Annotated in this window: 16 protein-coding genes; 8 read left to right on the forward strand and 8 right to left on the reverse strand. The window is 57.5% G+C overall.

Annotation, left to right across the window (positions count from 1 at the left end; all coding sequences use genetic code 11):
• Positions 1-30: 30 nt before the first annotated feature.
• From QRN85_RS07405 to QRN85_RS07440, 8 genes are all read right to left on the reverse strand, one after another.
• On the reverse strand, positions 31-1,875 hold the full coding sequence (locus QRN85_RS07405) for a methyl-accepting chemotaxis protein (RefSeq protein WP_062586434.1): 1,845 nt from the start codon (positions 1,873-1,875) through the stop codon (positions 31-33).
• Between the two features lie 254 nt (positions 1,876-2,129).
• On the reverse strand, positions 2,130-2,474 hold the full coding sequence (gene mnhG, locus QRN85_RS07410) for a monovalent cation/H(+) antiporter subunit G (RefSeq protein ID WP_062586435.1): 345 nt from the start codon (positions 2,472-2,474) through the stop codon (positions 2,130-2,132).
• Positions 2,471-2,752, reverse strand: a complete 282-nt coding sequence (locus tag QRN85_RS07415) for a K+/H+ antiporter subunit F (RefSeq protein ID WP_062586437.1) — start codon at positions 2,750-2,752, stop codon at positions 2,471-2,473. Before QRN85_RS07415 ends, mnhG begins: the two co-directional genes overlap by 4 nt.
• Positions 2,749-3,237, reverse strand: coding sequence for a Na+/H+ antiporter subunit E (locus tag QRN85_RS07420; protein WP_062586439.1), 489 nt, complete (start codon positions 3,235-3,237; stop codon positions 2,749-2,751). The genes QRN85_RS07415 and QRN85_RS07420 overlap by 4 nt, the downstream gene beginning before the upstream one ends.
• Positions 3,234-4,880, reverse strand: coding sequence for a monovalent cation/H+ antiporter subunit D (locus QRN85_RS07425; protein WP_112964105.1), 1,647 nt, complete (start codon positions 4,878-4,880; stop codon positions 3,234-3,236). Before QRN85_RS07425 ends, QRN85_RS07420 begins: the two co-directional genes overlap by 4 nt.
• Positions 4,877-5,212 carry a Na+/H+ antiporter subunit C gene (locus QRN85_RS07430; RefSeq protein WP_062586443.1) on the reverse strand — a complete coding sequence of 112 codons (336 nt, stop codon included), beginning with the start codon at positions 5,210-5,212 and terminating at the stop codon, positions 4,877-4,879. The genes QRN85_RS07425 and QRN85_RS07430 overlap by 4 nt, the downstream gene beginning before the upstream one ends.
• Positions 5,212-8,130 carry a monovalent cation/H+ antiporter subunit A gene (locus QRN85_RS07435; protein ID WP_062586445.1) on the reverse strand — a complete coding sequence of 973 codons (2,919 nt, stop codon included), beginning with the start codon at positions 8,128-8,130 and terminating at the stop codon, positions 5,212-5,214. Before QRN85_RS07435 ends, QRN85_RS07430 begins: the two co-directional genes overlap by 1 nt.
• A 92-nt stretch (positions 8,131-8,222) precedes the next feature.
• Entirely contained in the window at positions 8,223-8,621 is a 399-nt protein-coding gene (locus QRN85_RS07440) for a hypothetical protein (protein ID WP_284757311.1), read from the reverse strand.
• A gap of 481 nt (positions 8,622-9,102) precedes the next feature.
• Here QRN85_RS07440 and QRN85_RS07445 point away from each other — a divergent pair, with 481 nt between their 5' ends.
• From QRN85_RS07445 to cheD, 8 genes are read left to right on the forward strand one after another with little or no spacing between them, the layout of a single operon-like run.
• Positions 9,103-10,710, forward strand: coding sequence for a methyl-accepting chemotaxis protein (locus tag QRN85_RS07445; RefSeq protein ID WP_284757312.1), 1,608 nt, complete (start codon positions 9,103-9,105; stop codon positions 10,708-10,710).
• The gene (locus QRN85_RS07450) at positions 10,710-11,003 is read left to right on the forward strand and encodes an STAS domain-containing protein (protein ID WP_062586448.1); all 294 of its coding nucleotides are present in this window, start codon (positions 10,710-10,712) and stop codon (positions 11,001-11,003) included. The genes QRN85_RS07445 and QRN85_RS07450 overlap by 1 nt, the downstream gene beginning before the upstream one ends.
• A 2-nt stretch (positions 11,004-11,005) precedes the next feature.
• Positions 11,006-11,371: a chemotaxis response regulator CheY1 gene (gene cheY1, locus QRN85_RS07455; RefSeq protein WP_007753206.1), complete on the forward strand. Its 366-nt coding sequence runs from the start codon at positions 11,006-11,008 to the stop codon at positions 11,369-11,371.
• 15 nt (positions 11,372-11,386) lie between these two features.
• Entirely contained in the window at positions 11,387-13,648 is a 2,262-nt protein-coding gene (locus QRN85_RS07460; RefSeq protein ID WP_062586450.1) for a chemotaxis protein CheA, read from the forward strand.
• A 12-nt stretch (positions 13,649-13,660) separates the two neighbouring features.
• A complete protein-coding gene (cheR, locus tag QRN85_RS07465; RefSeq protein ID WP_062586452.1) occupies positions 13,661-14,569 on the forward strand; it encodes a protein-glutamate O-methyltransferase CheR in 909 nt (302 codons plus the stop codon).
• The gene (gene cheB / locus QRN85_RS07470; protein ID WP_284757313.1) at positions 14,566-15,621 is read left to right on the forward strand and encodes a protein-glutamate O-methylesterase CheB; all 1,056 of its coding nucleotides are present in this window, start codon (positions 14,566-14,568) and stop codon (positions 15,619-15,621) included. Before cheR ends, cheB begins: the two co-directional genes overlap by 4 nt.
• Positions 15,621-16,010: a chemotaxis response regulator CheY2 gene (gene cheY2 / locus QRN85_RS07475; protein ID WP_027673738.1), complete on the forward strand. Its 390-nt coding sequence runs from the start codon at positions 15,621-15,623 to the stop codon at positions 16,008-16,010. The genes cheB and cheY2 overlap by 1 nt, the downstream gene beginning before the upstream one ends.
• Positions 16,007-16,552 carry a chemoreceptor glutamine deamidase CheD gene (gene cheD / locus QRN85_RS07480; RefSeq protein WP_062586456.1) on the forward strand — a complete coding sequence of 182 codons (546 nt, stop codon included), beginning with the start codon at positions 16,007-16,009 and terminating at the stop codon, positions 16,550-16,552. The genes cheY2 and cheD overlap by 4 nt, the downstream gene beginning before the upstream one ends.
• Positions 16,553-16,618: the final 66 nt, after the last annotated feature.

The following is a 16,618-nucleotide window of genomic DNA, read 5'->3' on the forward strand; positions in this document are numbered from 1 at the left end:
GCCCCTTTTGATTTGCTGTCGCCATTCAGCTTATGCGGCGCGGCTGTAGCGATCCTGCTGCATGCTGTCCTGACCGATGCGGAAGCGTTGGACGAGGGTGAGCAGGGCTTCTACCTCTTCCGACAACATCTGTGTCGCAGCGCTGGATTCTTCGGCCATGGCGGCGTTCTGCTGCGTCATCTGGTCCATCTGGTTGACGGAGCCATTGACCTCCTGAAGCGCCGACGACTGGTCCTGCGTTGCCGTGGCAATGGTTTCGACATGCTTGCTGACGACGACGATCTGCTGGCTGATATCGGAAAGCACCTGTCCTGCTTCCTGAACCAGCTGCGCACCGGTGCCGACCTCGTTGGTAGACTGGTTGATCAGCTTCTTGATTTCGCGTGCAGCATCGGCTGAACGCTGGGCAAGTTCGCGAACTTCCTGGGCGACAACGGCAAAACCCTTGCCGGCTTCGCCTGCACGTGCCGCTTCGATACCGGCATTGAGGGCAAGAAGGTTCGTCTGGAACGCGATGTCATCGATCACCTCGATGATCTGTTCGATCTGCTTCGAGGCGCCTTCGATGCGTCCCATGGCATCGATTGCGTTCTTGACAACGGTACCTGAGCTGTCTGCACTCTTCTGCGTGATGCGCACAGCTTCGTTGGCTTCGCGGGCGCGTTCGGCGGAGGACTTGACCGTAACCGTGATTTCCTCGACCGCTGCTGCTGTCTGCTCCAGCGATGCTGCCTGCGATTCCGTCCGGCGCGAGAGATCGTTGGACGATTCCCGCATCTCCATGCCGTTGTGCTGAATTGTCAGTGTTCTCGTGCGGATCTGTGCAAGCACATCCTTGAGGTTTGCAAGCGATGTGTTGAAATCGGTACGAAGCTGCTCCAGGCGACCGGAGAAAGGTGTGTCGATGTTCTGTGTAAGGTCACCCTGCGAAAGACGAGCAAGACCAGCGGCAAGCTGCGTGACGGCGAAGTCGATCTGACGATCAGTCTCGCGCTTTTCGGCATCATTGCGGCTGCGTTCTGCCTCTGCCTGAACACGCTCTTCAGCGCTGCGGCCTTCAATGACCAGCTTCTCATGGGCATTTTCGCGGAAAACTTCGAGCGCTCTGGCGATATTGCCGAACTCGTTCTTGTTCCTGGTATATGGGATTTCCGTTTCAAGCTTGCCTTCGGACAGGGATTCGACCGCATTCGTCAACAGGCCGAGCGGACGTAGTGCCCGGTTGATTGCGAAATAGCCAAGGATGCCGAAGACGAGCATGACGGCAAAGCCGCACCAGAGCACGATGCTGCCGAGGCCATCGATATGTCCCTGATAGACAGTCATCGGGACGCCGACGAAGAGAATGCCAACAGTTGCACCGGTCTTGGACAGCACCGGCATATAGGCCGTCATATAGTCCGTGCCAAACAGGGTCGCCTGACCGAAATAGGGCTCGCCCTTTGCCATTTTTGCATAGGCGGGGCTGTCGGCTGCCAACTTGGTTCCGACTGCGCGCTCACCCTTTTCGTTTTTCACGTTGGTTGAGATGCGAACATAATCCGACCCCTGGGCCTGGAACACCGTCGCAACGCCACCATTTGCAATGCCAGTGCGGTCAACCAGATCGAAATCTAGAAGCGTGCCGATGCTGGGGCGGTTGATGGATTTGAGCTCGCCATTGTCCATCGTGACTGTCGCGCCGCCGACCTTCATTTCATAGAGGATCGCCATGCTTCTGACAGCGCGCCTTGTGTCGAGCAGCGCGCTCTCCATAACGTCGTCTCTCAGACGCACATAGGTGGATGCCCCGACAGCAAAAATGCCTAGAAAAATAAGCGCGATAGTCAGACACACCATCTGAATGACTATCGATCTCGAAAAAAAACTCGCCATACATATATCCCCGAGAATGACCGAATGTGGCCATAATGCGGGAAAACCGTTAAAATTCAGGGAATATCAGCGATTGTAAGTATCAGTGATTATTCGGCTTTTTTAGCAATTTGATTTTGGTCAAATGCCGGATATCGCTCACTTATTTGCAAAAAATGCTGCCTGACCTGTTTTACAGCTGGTCAGGTTTTTTAAATTCCTGCAACCTTTTACACCTGAAATCAAGTTTATCGGATGTATCGAGTTGCATGCCATCAGAGGCTCTGGCGGCTATTGGGGTTCTGCTCGGCTCTATCCCGGTAGAGCGCTGCGCGTCCAAGCAACATCAGCGACACCGGTGTCGTGATGGTCATGAAGATACCAATAAAGATTTCATGGAAGACCGGGCGTTGGCCCGACACCGAAAAATAGATGATGGAAGCCATGACGATGCCGCCGGTACCCCAACTGGTACCGAGGGTGGGGGCGTGCAGCCGTTCGTAAAAGCTTTGCAGGCGCGCAAAGCCGATTGTTCCGATCAACGCCAGAGACGAACCGAGCAGGATGAAGAAGGCCACGAGGATCGCGGCCCACAGAGGGAATTCGGCAGCTTCGCTCATTCTATCACCTCACCACGCATCATGAACTTTGACAGAGCAACCGTGGACACGAAGCCGAGAATGGCGATCAGCAGGGCCGCGGCGAAGTAGACATCATTTCCGGTGCGCAGCCCGAAAGTGAGGACCAGCAGCATGGAGTTGACATAGAGCGTATCCACGCCAAGCACGCGGTCTTGCGCACGCGGGCCAATGGCAATGCGATAGACGGATATCGACATGGCAATGGCAAGGAACAATTGTGCGATCGAAAACGACCAGAAAAGGATAACCGAACTCATTCGAATATCTCCATCAGCATTTTTTCATAGCGGCTCTTGATGAGATTTTGCCAGTGCGCTTCGCTGACTTCGTCAAGGACGTGGATAAGCAGCGTTCCCTGTGAGGAATTGTATTCCAGCCACGCGCTGCCAGGCGTTGCCGTAAGGACGATGGCAAGAACGGCAAGGCCCATGGGATCGCGCAGGTCGAGCGGTATGGTCAGGAAGCCTGCTTTGACTTTGCGATTGCGCTGAAACAGGATGATCGTGGCAACCGCGATGTTCGAGCGAACGATATCATAGAGCACGATAGCGGTGAGTTTCACCACCAGATGCCAGTTGCGAATACGCGGCTTCGGTGGACGAAGCGACGCCATAGCCCAGGAAGCAACGATGGCAACCGCTGTCCCGAGCAGGAGATGACCCGGCGAGAAGCTGTTGATCGTCATCCAGAAGAACATCAGCGACAAGGTCAGCAGCGGATAGGGCAGGAACCGGGATCTCATGGTATGGCCTCCTGACTTCTTTCTGCGCGCGGCGCCGTCATCACGCCTTGAATATAACTTTCCGGAAGGTCGAGGATTCTGGCTGTTTCCTGCATGTAACGCATGATCGGCCCAGCGGCGATCGTCATTGCCAGTGTCATGCCCAGCAAAAGCAGGATTGGGGCGATTTCGATGACGAGAACCCGGGGCACCGTTCCTTCCAGCGATCCCCAGAAGGTACGGATCCCGGCGCGCGTCATGGAAATCAGGGCAGCAAGGCCCGAAAAGACGATGAGGAAGACAATCCACCAGGAAAGGGTCGATACAGTATCATCGGCGCCCAGCCCGGACGGGTTGAGAATGGCCGACAGCATCGAAAACTTCGCGATGAAGCCGGAAAGAGGTGGCAGTCCCGCAAGAAGAATGCCGCAGGCAGCAAAGCACGTGCCAAGCACGGCCATCGTGCCCGGCATGGTTACTCCAACCTCGTCTTCCTCTTCATCCTCGTCGCCTTCGCCGTAGGCTTCCATCGTGACCGCCAGAACGTTGGCACCGGCATCCTGGCCACGCTCCACAAGTTCGATCAGCAGGAAGAAGGCACTGATCGTCAGCGTCGAGGAAACCATATAATAGAGCGCACCGGCAGCCACCATCGGATTTCCGGTGCCCATGGCGGCAAGAAGCGTTCCTGAGGATACAAGCACCGAGAAGCCCGCCAAACGGCCAAGCGCCTGCGAGGCAAGAACGCCGATCGTGCCGAAGACGATGGTCGCGATGCCGCCGACGAGAAGCGCATCATGTCCGAACCCTGCCGACATCCCAGCCGTCTGTCCAAACAGCAGGAAGGTCAGACGGGCAATGACATAAATGCCGACCTTGCTCATGATGGCGAAGATGGCTGCAACAGGCGCCGATGCGGCGCTGTAAGCGGATGGCAGCCAGAAATTCAACGGCCACATGCCAGCCTTTACCAGAAAGGCTATGCCAAGTACGGCCGCGCCCGTTTCCAGCAGCATTCGCTGATCGGGATTGAGACCGGCGATGCGTTGCGCCAGATCGCCCATGTTGAGCGTGCCCGTGACGCCATAGATGAGGCTGACGCCGATGAGGAAGAACAGTGCTGCTACCAGATTGATGGCGATATAGTGCAGACCGGCCTTGACCCGCAACTGACCGGAACCGTGCAGCAACAGGCCGTAGGATGCGGCAAGCATGACTTCAAAGAAGACGAAAAGGTTGAACAGGTCACCCGTCAGGAAGGCACCGTTGACGCCCATGAGCATGAGGTGAAAGAGCGAATGAAAATGGGCGCCCGACCTGTGCCACTTGGCAAGCGAATAGATGAGCGCGGGCAGGGCCAGAAGCGCTACCAGCAGCACCATCAGGCCCGACAGGCGATCCGCCACAAGCACGATGCCGAAAGGTGCTGGCCAGTTGCCGAGCAGATATACGCCTGTCGAGATGACGGCGGCAACTTCGGTGCTGACCGTCGAATTGACTTCCATGAAGAGCGCAACTGCCACGGCAAGCAGCACCAGACTGGAGACAACGCTGACAACCGCTTTGAAGTTACGCTTTCGTTCATCGATGAACAGGAGGATGGCGCCGGTGATCAGCGGCACCAGAATAGGTGCAACGACGATATGGGGAGGCAGGGAATTCACTTCGTTTCCCTCCCGTCGACATGGTCGGTACCCGTCAAGCCGCGTGCGGCCAGGAGGACGACGAGAAAGAGGGCGGTTGTTGCAAAGCCGATGACGATGGCGGTGAGCACCAGAGCCTGCGGCACGGGATCGGTGAGGGTGGAAGTGATGACGCCATCCAGCAAAAGCGGCGGCGCATTGGTCTTGATGCCTCCAACCCCGAAAATGAAGAGGTTGACGGCGTAAGAGAGAAGAGAAAGGCCAATGATGACCTGATAGGTGCGCGGGCGCAGGATGAGCCACACGCCCGAACCCGTCATCACTCCGATGCCGATGGCAAGAATAAGCTCCATTACGCTTCCTCCGCTTTTGCGGCGTCTGGCGTACGTATCTTGTAGTTACGCAGCGATTGGTGCGCCAATGCTATAAGAATAAGAACCGTTGCTCCAACGACGAGCGCAAACACGCCGAGGTCGAAGAGCAGTGCGGTGGCCGTCGGCATTTTGCCGATATAGGGCAGCTCCGTATATTGGAAATAGGAGGTCAGGAACGGGTAGCCGAGGTACCATGAGCCCATGCCTGTGCTTGCCGCCATCAGCAGGCCGAAACCCATCCATCGCAGCGGCAGGATGCGGATACGGTCCTCGGCCCAGCGCGTGCCGCCAGCCAGATATTGCAACAGGAAGGCAACGGCCATGGTGATGCCGGCAGAGAAACCGCCGCCCGGCAAATCGTGCCCGCGTATGAACAGGAAAATCGAGAAGGTAACGATGACGGGGAACATCCACTGCATGATGATGGATGGCACCAGCAGGTAGTCGCGTACCGTGTCTCCCTTACTCCGCTCGGGGCTTTCCGCGTCGAAGGCATTCTGTATCAATTGCTGCTCGGGCAAGCCGATACTTTCGTGTGCCGGGCGGAAACGACGCAGCAGCGCAAAGACAGTCAGGCCGACAATCGCAAGGACCGCGATTTCGCCAAGCGTATCGAAGCCGCGGAAATCGACCAGAATGACATTGACGACATTGGTGCCGCCACCTTGAGAATAGGCATTGTCCAGGAAGTAATTTGCAATCGTGTTGGGAACGGGCACCGTCATGACGGCAAAGGCAATAACGCTCATCCCGATGCCGCAGAAGACAGCCAGAAGGAAATCTCGTCCACGGCGAAGCTGTGCAGGGAGTTCGGTGTTGTTGTCGATCTTCTCCATTCTTTTCGGCAGCCAGCGCAGGCCAAGCAGGATGAGAACGAGAGTGACGATCTCGACAAGCAACTGCGTAATCGCCAGATCGGGCGCTGAAAGCCAGACAAAGGTCAGGCATGTCACCAGACCGGCAACGCCCAGCATCACCAGAGCGGCGAGCCGATGATATTTTGCCTGCCACGCGGCGCCCATGGCAGCAATCATGCCGATGCCCCACAGAATGGCAAAGATCGGGTCAAACGACGTCACGCTGGGCAGCGTCAGCGAAAACTGCGATGCAGCAAGCGGGGAAAAGCCCGCAATCAGGGCAACAAGGATCAACATGCGCAGTTGCGGCTGCAGACGGCGCGTTCCAAGCGTGCTTTCCAGCCAGCGCGCCCACTTCCAGGAGAGGGTAACCAGAATGCGCTCGAAAATGCGCTGGCCCCGCAAATGCCGGAAGACCGGTGGGCCGTCCTCGCATCTGGAGAAATACCCGCCAAGCACGGCGTAGATCGCCACCCCGCCGACAAGCGCCACGAGGCTCATCATCAGCGGCACGTTGAAGCCATGCCAGATGGACAGGCTGTAAACCGGCGTCTGTGGCCCGAGCACCGACAGAACCGCCGAATGCAGGAAGGGGCCGATCGAAAGGCTTGGCACGATGCCGACGATCAGGCAGGCAAGAACCAGGAACTCGATGGGAAACCGCATCCAGCGAGGCGGCTCATGCGGCTTTGGATTGGGAATGTCATGGGGCGGCGGTCCGAAGAAGACCGTGTGAATGAAACGCAGCGAGTAGGCAACCGCAAAGGCGCCGGACAGGGTTGCGACATAGGGCAGGGCCTTGTCGAGAAGCGAATCCGCATGGGTTTCGACGGCTTCGGCGAAGAACATTTCCTTCGACAGAAAGCCGTTGAACAGGGGCACACCCGCCATCGCCGCACTGGCCGCCATGGCAAGCGTCGCGGTTGCCGGCAGGAAGCGATAGAGCCCGCTCAGACGCCGCATATCGCGCGTCCCGGTTTCGTGATCGATGATGCCAGCAGCCATGAACAGCGACGCCTTGAAGGTGGCATGGTTCATCATGTGGAAGATGGCCGCAACGGCAGCCAGGGGACTTCCCAGGCTTAGCAGTGTGGTGATGAGGCCAAGATGACTGATGGTCGAATAGGCCAGTAGGCCCTTCAGGTCCTGCTGGAACATGGCAAAATAGGCGCCGAGCAGCAACGTCGTGACGCCCGCAAAACCGACAAGCCAGAACCATTCCTGCGTACCTGCCAAAACCGGCCATAGCCGCACAAGCAGGAAGACCCCTGCCTTCACCATGGTCGCCGAATGCAGATATGCCGAGACAGGCGTCGGTGCTGCCATGGCATTGGGCAGCCAGAAGTGAAACGGGAACTGGGCACTCTTCGTCAAGGCGCCGATCAGGATCAGCACGAGCGCAGGGACATAGAGTGAATGAGCCCTGATATCGGGACCTTTGGCGAGAATATCGTCCAGATCGTAACTGCCCGCCATATGCCCAAGGATAAGCAACCCGGCCAGCAGGCAGAAGCCGCCGATGCCGGTAACGGTCAAAGCCATGCGCGCGCCATCTCGGGCGGTTGCGTTGTGATGCCAGTATCCGATCAGCAGGAAGGAGAAAACACTCGTCAGTTCCCAGAAGATCGACAGCAGAATGACGTTTCCGGACAGTACGATGCCGAGCATCGACCCCATGAAGGAAAGAAGAAAGGCAAAGAAACGCGGGATCGGATCGTCCGAAGACATGTAATATCGAGCATAGAGCACGACCAGCAAACCAATGCCGGTGATGAGAACAAGAAACATCCATGCAAAGGCGTCGAGCCGGAGCGTGAAATTCAGCCCCAGTTGCGGCAGCCATTCGACATCATATTTGATGACCGCGCCGCCCTTGACGCTCGTGTAGAGAAACAGTGTGCTGACGAAACTGAAGAGAGCAAGCCCCCCAGCCACGGCAGCGGGAGCACGTGCGGCGCCATCCCTGGGCATTGCAGCTGTGATGATGCTGCCAATGAAAGGGAGGGCAATCAGAATAGGAAGAAGGACTTCAAGTCTCATAAAGAATGGCAATTTCTATGGCGTTAAATTTATCCGAATCCAGACCGCCAAGTCGCCACTTTCATCTATGGAATGAAAAATGGCCTTGGCACTTAAAGTTGTGGCGAAGGCGGGCCGCGTGGCGACACGATCCCTGAAATGACGGAGCCATGGACACTGGCGCGATCTTCCTTCCAGCCGATCCGGGATTGCTCGTCACCGAGTATCAGTGGATCGACAGGTGAAAACGAAGGCATCCCGTCATGATGAATGTGCTGGTGGAGAAACCGCAAAAGGAGCTGGCTGTCACTTCCTGTTGAAGCCCGGGCGGACGATGGAATTGCTGCCTGCGGTTGAGACGTTCGTTCCAGCCGGTGGGGTTTCAGAACGGGCGACGCGCAGGCGTTGGTCTGAAAGCCTATGAGGACGAGAATGCCTGCGGCGAAGACACTGATCAGCCTTGTGGATTGAAGCGGAGCCCATCGGCTTTTCCCCATCCATGGCAAAATCATATCTCCTCAGTCGTCGTCGGCGTTTCGTTTAAACATCACCATGGAAGCGAATATCAGTGCTGCATTGTTTTTAGGGGAACGGTATTGCCATTGTCCAGCACGGCATCAAAAAAATCGGAAATCTTTTCCATAATTTACGATTCACGAATGAGTTATGTGCATGTTACATACTCGTTCGTACCAAATTGCAGCAAATTCTATCATTTCTAAGTCCAATGTTGATTTCTTAACCTTCAAGCAAGGAATTAACCATAAAGATTGGATGTATTTCACGGCGGAATGGGGATGCAACCATCTTCTTCCAGGCATGACGCCGCCCTGCCGTACCGGGACTGATCCGGTATTTCGTTGATTGCAGAAGGCTCAGCTATGTCGATGCGACACCGCTTTGGTGCGCAAACTCGTCAAATATCCCTGCGGATACTGGCATTCTCAATCGGTCATGAGCCGGGTTATCCGGCGAAGTTGTTGGGGACGTCGCTTGGGGCAGGAATTGCCAACAGATCAGTCGCGAAAGGCCACAGGCGGAAGCCTGGCAGGCAGATTGCGCTTTGCTGGTCTTGACCAAGACCAGTGCGATCTGCTGCGCCGTTACCGGACAATGCTCGAACCTCACGTCAAGGCGGGCCTGCGCGACCTCATGGTGCGCTTCCAGTCCATGCCCGACTGTTCCCCATCCTTCGAAAGCGAAAACCAGCTCGACCGGCTGCACGATCTTCAGACGGCACATTGGAGCGTGCTCACAGATGCGCGTTTTGACGCTGTCTATGCCGAGCGCATCAAGGTCCTGTCCGATACGGAAAGCCGCATGGGGCTCGACCCGCGCTGGCACGTTGCGGGTCATGCCGTTGTTCTGGAAAATCTGCTCGGCGGTCTGATTTCCGACAGCGCACCGCGCTCACTGCTGCCCGGCACGCGCAAGCGGCAGAAAGAACTTGCAGAAGCCGTCAAGGCCGTCGTCCGGCTGGTCATGGTAGACACAGAGATCGCCGTGTCGCTCCGGTTCAACGAGATGCGCCTGCGCCACAACCAGGAACTTGCCAAGCAGCGAAACGACGATCAGTCCGATGCCAAACGGTTGCTGGGCGACGCTCTGAATGCATTTGCTGCCGGCGATCTGACGGCGCGCATCACGGGCGATATCCCGGAAGCCTATCGCGAACTGGCCGAGGCGTTCAACGCCGCTCTTGCAAAGATCGAGGCGTCGATGTCGGCGGCTCAATCCGGCATCGATGATGCCCGCGCCGCAACCGAACGGATGGCGGGCGAAGGCAAGGCCATGGCCTCGACTTCGTCGCAGCAGGCACAACGCTTCAGCAACGCCTCCGAAACTCTTGGCTCCGTCATTGGTGACGTCAGCACCAGCAGCGAACGCATCACGGCGGCTGAAAGCGCCGTCCAGCAGGCGCGCAATGCCGCCACTGCCAGCGGCACTGCCGTCGGTGAAGCGATCAATGCCATGGCCGGTATCGAACAGTCGGCAGAACAGATCGGCCGTATCATCGGATCGATTGACGAGATCGCGTTCCAGACGAACCTGCTGGCTCTCAATGCGGGCATCGAAGCCGCACGTGCGGGTGAAAGCGGGCGCGGCTTCGCCGTCGTTGCGCAGGAAGTGCGTGCCCTTGCCCAGCGTTCCGCAGACGCGGCGCGCGAAATCAAGAACCTCGTCAACGGGACCAAGACCCAGGTGGATGAAGGCGTTCGCATGGTCAACCGAACCCAGGAAGCCATCGGCGGCGTTGTCCGCCAGGTTTCGGACGTCAGCGAGATGATCGGCGATGTCGCACGGCGCACCGGTGAAAATGTTGCCAGCCTTCGGGATGTCGCCAATGAGCTGACCTCGATCGGCAACGACACGGACCGTTCGGCAACCCGCTTCACGGCTGCCGCGCAGGAAGCCGACGACCTTCATACCGTCATCCTGGAACTGGGACGGACGGTTCGGGAATTCCGCATCGCCCGCCAGCAATATGCTGCGGACGAGCCGGTTTCGACACACCACAGGCACAACGTACCGCCCTTACGTGAGGACCGCATGGACTACGGCTATGTGCACCAACAATTCAGACGCCAAGGAGTGATTTGATGGCAGGCAGGAAAGCAGCGCAGTCGACATTGAAACTGTCACCGGTGCTGGACCTCAATCAGGCATCCGTCTTGCACGGAAAACTGATGGAGATGAGGGGTGCCCCGCTTGCGGTGGACGCCTCCGAGGTCGAGCGCGTGGGCGTACAATGCGCCCAGGTTTTGATGGCTGGCATAAAGGCCTGGGAAGCTGACGGCAAACCATTCACTTTTTCCAAGGCATCCGATGCCTTTGACAAAACCCTTAAACTGATCGGCGTTGATATCGATCATATGCTCCCGAAGGAGATGTAGAAATGAAGAAGAAGGTTCTTACGGTCGACGACTCCCGAACGATCCGCAACATGTTGCTCGTGACGCTCAACAATGCGGGTTTCGAAACGATCCAGGCTGAAGATGGCGTCGAAGGACTTGAAGTCCTCGAAGGCTGCAATCCCGATGTGATCGTTACCGACATCAACATGCCGCGTCTCGACGGCTTCGGTTTTATCGAAGGCGTACGCCGGAACGAGAAATACCGCGCTGTTCCGATTCTCGTCCTGACGACTGAAAGCGACGCTGAGAAGAAAAATCGTGCCCGCCAGGCGGGAGCGACCGGCTGGATTGTAAAGCCGTTCGATCCTGCAAAGCTGATCGATGCCATTGAACGTGTAACTGCCTGATACGGGACCATCACGATGGATATGAACGAAATCAAAGAAATCTTCTTCCAGGAGTGCGAGGAGCAGCTCGCTGAACTGGAATCGGGTCTTCTGAAATTAAACGACGGCGACCGTGACCCGGAAACCGTAAATGCTGTGTTTCGTGCCGTTCATTCCATCAAGGGTGGCGCGGGCGCGTTCGGTCTCGACGATCTTGTGGCATTCGCCCACGTCTTCGAAACGACGCTGGATTGCGTTCGCTCGAACAAGCTCGAACCAAACCAGGAAGTTCTGAAGGTCATGCTGAAATCGGCTGACGTTCTGGCCGATCTGACCAACGCCGCACGCGATGGCGGCAGCGTCGAAGACAGCCGTACGCGCGGCCTCGTCAAGGAACTGGAAGCGCTCGCCCATGGCGAAATGCCGTCGGGCGCTGCGACATCGGAACCTGCTGCGCCAAAGCCAGCCGCAGCGCCGGCAGCTGCCGCGCCGCCAAAGCCAACCGACGACAGCGGCTTCCAGCCAGTTGCGTTTTCTTTCGGCGAGTTCGAAGACGATACCACGCCGTTGATGGAAACGCCGACGTTCAACGTCGTTTTCAAGCCGCAGACATCGCTCTACACCAAGGGCAACGAATCGGCCCTGTTGCTGCGCGACCTCTCCCGTATCGGCGAGATGAGCATCAACTGCGACATGAGCGCGCTGCCGGCCCTTGAGAACCTGGATCCGGAAACCGCATATTTCCAATGGAAGATTTCCATCAAGACGGACAAGGGTGCCGCTGGCATTCGCACGGTCTTCGAATTTGCGGAATGGGATTGCGATCTGGAAGTTTCTGAAGTCGTCGCCGAGACGCCGGAAGAAGAATTGCCGATGGTTCCGGTCCCGTTCGATCTTTCCGCTCTCGACGAGGAAGTGAACGAGGAACCTGCCGTTCAGTCCGCTCCGGCTGAGGAGACAGTGGCTCAAAAGACGGTATCGACGGCTGTTGCCGCAACTGAGGTAACGCGCGCTGTTTCAGCCGCTGCCGAAAAGAAGGAATCGCCAGCAGCCGCGGCCGCGAACGCTGCTGCCGCAGCCAATGCGAGCGCTGGCCAGACGATCCGCGTCGATCTCGACCGCGTCGACCGCCTGATCAACCTCGTGGGCGAGCTTGTCATCAATCAGGCCATGCTTTCGCAGAGCGTGATCGAGAACGACACGACCGGCACTTCCGCCGTCAATATGGGACTGGAAGAACTTCAGCAGCTGACGCGTGAAATCCAGGATAGCGTCATGGCCATCCGCGCGCAGCCTGTGAAGCCGGTCTTCCAGCGCATGTCGCGTATCGTCCGCGAAGTTGCCGACATGATCGGCAAGCAGATCCGCCTGATCACGGAAGGTGAAAACACCGAAGTGGACAAGACGGTCATCGACAAGCTGGCCGAACCTCTGACACACATGATCCGTAACGCCGTCGACCACGGCATCGAGACACCGGAAAAGCGCGAAGCCGCTGGCAAGAACCCTGAGGGCACCGTCAAGCTTACCGCCAAGCATCGCTCTGGCCGCATCCTCATCGAACTCCACGATGACGGTGCCGGTATCAACCGCGAGCGTGTGCGCCAGAAGGCAATCGATAACGACCTCATCGCTGCAGATGCCAATCTGACCGACGAAGAAATCGACAACCTGATCTTCGCGCCAGGCTTCTCTACCGCCGACAAGATTTCCGATATCTCGGGTCGCGGCGTTGGCATGGACGTGGTCAAGCGTTCTATCCAGGCACTCGGCGGTCGTATCAGCATCACGTCGCGTCCCGGTCTTGGCTCCACCTTCACCATGAGCTTGCCTCTGACGCTCGCCGTTCTCGACGGCATGGTGGTCACGGTCGCAGGCCAGACGCTGGTCGTGCCTTTGACGGCTATCGTTGAAACGCTGCAGCCGGAAGCCGTGAATATTCACTCCTTCGGTTCCAACCAGCGCCTGATCTCGATCCGCAACTCGTTCTGCCCTCTGGTGGACGTCGGTCGTATTCTCAACTTCCGCAACACCCAGGCCAACCCGGTCGAAGGTGTGGCACTTCTGGTCGAATCCGAAGGCGGCGGACAGCGGGCTCTGATGGTGGACGCCATCCAGGGACAGCGCCAGGTCGTCATCAAGTCGCTCGAAGCCAACTACACCCACGTTCCAGGCATTGCTGCCGCAACCATCCTTGGCGATGGCCGCGTAGCGCTCATTCTCGACGTGGATGCGGTGGTCGGTGCGTCTCGTGGCCAGTCGCTCAAGCAAGAGATGTCTCTTGCGGCAGCCGGTTGAAAGTGGTGAAGAATGACAGCCCATAAATTCAACGACTCACGCCAATCCCCGGACGAGGTGCTTGCCAGCGGAGAATATCCGCTGACACGCCGAGATCTGTCCGAAATTGCCGCGATGATTTATGCCGATGCAGGTATCTATCTGAACGACACAAAGGCTTCGCTCGTTTATTCGCGGCTGTCGAAACACATTCGTAATCTGGGACTACCTGGATTTCGCGAATACTGCGCTCTCGTTTCCTCTCAGGAAGGAGCCCATGCCCGTCGCGAAATGCTCTCGCATCTGACGACGAACTTCACACGCTTTTTCCGCGAAAACCACCACTTCGAGCATATGCGCGATGAGGTGTTGCCTGGTTTGATAAACCGGGCAAAGGCGGGTGGCCGAGTCCGTATCTGGTCTGCGGCCTGCTCCGATGGCCAGGAGCCCTATTCGATCGCGCTGACGGTTCTTTCCTTGTTCCCGAACGCTGCCGATTACGACTTCCGGATTCTGGCAACGGATATCGATCCCAAGATTCTCGCTCAGGCGAGGGCAGGGGTTTACGATGATAACGCCCTTGAGACCGTTTCTCCGGCCATGCGCAAGCAGTGGTTCCAGGAGGTCGACGTCGGCGGGCGCCGCAAGCACCAGATCAGCGACAAGGTCAAAAAGTTGATCACGTTCAACGAGCTGAACCTGATGACGCAATGGCCCTTCAAGGGCGGTTTCGACGTCATCTTCTGCCGCAACGTGGTCATCTACTTCGACGAGCCGACCCAGGTAAAAATCTGGGCGCGGTTTGCGGGTCTGTTGCCGGAAGGCGGACATCTCTACATCGGCCACTCCGAACGCGTTTCGGGGGATCCGAAGGCGCTGTTCGACAATACCGGCATCACGACCTACCGCTACATCGGAAAATCGAGCGGGAGGAAAGCATGAGCGCACCCGCGAGAGTTCTTGTCGTCGACGATTCACCGACCATGCGCGGCCTGATCTCGGCTGTTCTGAAGGCCGATCCCGATGTTCTAGTGGTCGGTCAGGCAGGAAATGCCATGGAAGCCCGCGCGGCCATCAAGGAGCTCAATCCTGATGTCGTGACCCTGGACATCGAGATGCCGGAAATGGACGGTCTCGAATTCCTAGAAAAGATCATGCGGCTTCGGCCCATGCCCGTCATCATGGTTTCGACGCTGACACAGCGCGGTGCCGGTGCATCTCTTGCGGCGCTGGAAATTGGCGCGTTCGACTGCGTCAGCAAACCGGCACCCGGCGATAGCAGGCCTTTCGGGGATCTGGCTGAGAAGGTAAAGGCTGCAGCCCGGTCCCAGCATCAGAGCTACCGCGTGACGGCGGTCGAAAAATCGCCCGCTCCGCAGCCCATGGCCGTAAGCGACTATCGCGTGGGCCGCAAGATCGTGGCGATCGGTTCGTCGACCGGTGGGGTTGAGGCTCTCATCTCTGTCCTGCAAAAATTTCCGGCCAATTGCCCGCCGACAGTCATTACGCAACACATGCCGTCCACCTTCACCAAGAGCTTTGCAGAGCGTCTCAACCGGCTCTGCGCGCCAGCGGTGGAAGAGGCAACCGACGGGGCAAGGCTGCAGACCGGGAAAATCTATCTCGCACCCGGTGGTGAGCGGCATTTGCAGGTCGTTAATCATTCCGCACCAAGTTGCAGGCTATTGGACAAGGAACCTGTTAATGGCCATCGTCCATCGGTAGACGTCCTGTTCGACTCCGTGGCGGAACTGGCTGGCCGCAATGCCGTTGGTGTCATCCTGACCGGGATGGGACGCGACGGTGCTGCCGGTCTGCTGAAAATGCGCCATGCGGGTGCGCGTACCGTCGGCCAGAACGAGAAAACCTGCGTCGTTTATGGAATGCCGAGGGTCGCTTACGAACTTGGTGCCGTTGAACAACAGCTTCCGCTCAATGCCATTGGCGAAGAAATTCTGAAACTTACTGCTGCCCGAAAAGAAGGTTCTGACTAATGTCTCTTGCAGAAAAAATCAAAGTTCTGATCGTTGACGATCAGGTCACCAGTCGTCTCCTGCTCAGCGATGCGCTGACGCAGCTCGGCTTCAAGCAAATTACTGCCGCCGGCGACGGTGAGCAGGGAATGAAGATCATGGAGCAGCAGCCTCATCATCTGGTGATCTCGGACTTCAACATGCCGAAGATGGACGGTCTTGGCTTCCTGCAAGCGGTTCGCACAAACCCGACCACCAAGAAGGCTGCCTTCATCATTCTGACCGCACAGGGTGACCGCGCGCTCGTTCAAAAGGCCGCACAGCTCGGTGCAAACAATGTTCTGGCCAAGCCGTTTTCCATCGACAAGATGAAGGCAGCTATCGAAGCCGTATTCGGATCCTTGAAATGAACGAAACCGCAGCCAAGCGCGTGCATATAATCCAGGGCGAGTACAAGATCGCCAATGATCCTGACGTGGTCATCACGACCATTCTCGGCTCGTGCGTGGCTGCGTGTCTCAGAGACCCCGTTGCGGGCGTCGGTGGCATGAACCATTTCTTGCTGCCGGGTACGGGGGGTATGGGGGGTGGAGATGCAACCCGTTACGGGGTGCATCTCATGGAGTTGCTGATCAACGGCCTGCTCAAGCAGGGGGCTCGCCGTGATCGTATCGAAGCCAAGATATTTGGCGGAGCAAAGACCATTGCCAGTTTCTCCAACGTTGGAGAGCAGAATGCCGCATTTGCGGTACAATTTCTGAAGGATGAAGGTATTCGTCTCGTCGGTTCTTCGACGGGTGGTGAACAAGGCCGCAAGGTGGAGTTCTGGCCGGTTTCCGGACGCGCGCGCCAGCATCCGCTCAGCGGTGCCGAAACGCAGACGACGGTTGCGCTGGAAAGACGTCCAGCACCAGCACCAAAGCCCGCGGCCAGCGACATCGAGTTTTTCTAAAGCGGGACTTCCCGTTCCATTATTGTTCAATTCCGGACTGAGACAAAGGTTTCCGGTCCGCCGTTA

The sequence above is a fragment of the Agrobacterium sp. fls2-241-TYG-188a genome, from assembly GCF_030209845.1.